Origin of the sequence: Streptomyces adelaidensis, assembly GCF_016598475.1 — a bacterium.
In the GTDB taxonomy this organism is placed as follows: domain Bacteria; phylum Actinomycetota; class Actinomycetes; order Streptomycetales; family Streptomycetaceae; genus Streptomyces; species Streptomyces adelaidensis.
Genome location: NZ_JAEMUX010000283.1, coordinates 1 through 671, shown reverse-complemented (window position 1 = coordinate 671; position 671 = coordinate 1). Strand labels below are relative to the sequence as shown.

1 protein-coding gene is annotated in these 671 nt (G+C 66.9%); it reads right to left on the bottom strand.

The window, feature by feature from the left end:
• Positions 1 to 33 precede the first annotated feature (33 nt).
• On the bottom strand, positions 34 to 671 hold a 638-nt coding region (locus I8N67_RS41860), incomplete at its 5' end, for a transposase (RefSeq protein WP_200309632.1).

The following is a 671-nucleotide window of genomic DNA, read 5'->3' as shown; positions in this document are numbered from 1 at the left end:
AGTGGTCTGCGCCGTAAGTCCTTCGGGGGTTGATCATGCTTCCGGGGTGGCGGAGGATTCTTCTGGGTGATCGGCGGTGTGCCGGTCGAGTCTGGCCAGCAGATCGTCCAGGTCGGAGGTGGTGAACTTCCACTGGAACGGCTGTGCCGTGGCGTTGTAGCGGTCTTCGAAGGCTCGGAGCCGGTCCCCGACCTGGGCGAGGTCGGTGAAGTCGTTGGGCGAGACGACCTTGCGCTGGACGACGGAGAAGTAGATCTCCACTTGGTTCAACCACGAGGCGTGGACCGGGGTGTGGACCATGACCGCGTTCGGGAACGCACTGGTCAGCCGGTCGGCAGCCTTCTTGCCGCGGTGGGAGGAGCCGTTGTCGACGATCCAGAACACGCGTTCCGCGCTGGCGTACGGCTCCTGGGTCATGACCTGGGCGACCAGGTTCATGAACGGGTCGATGCCGGTCTTGGGTTCGGTGCGGCCGAACACTTTCGCGTGGTGGACGTCGTAGGCGGCGAGGTAGGCCAGGGCGCCGCCGCGGCCGTAGGTGTGGTTGACGCGCATAGCCCGGGCCTGGCCGGGGGCGAGGGTGGGGTGACAGCGGCAGCGGGCCTGGATGGAGGTCTTCTCGTCCGCGCTGATGACGTACTCGTCCGCGCCGAGCGCCTTGCCCTGCCAGG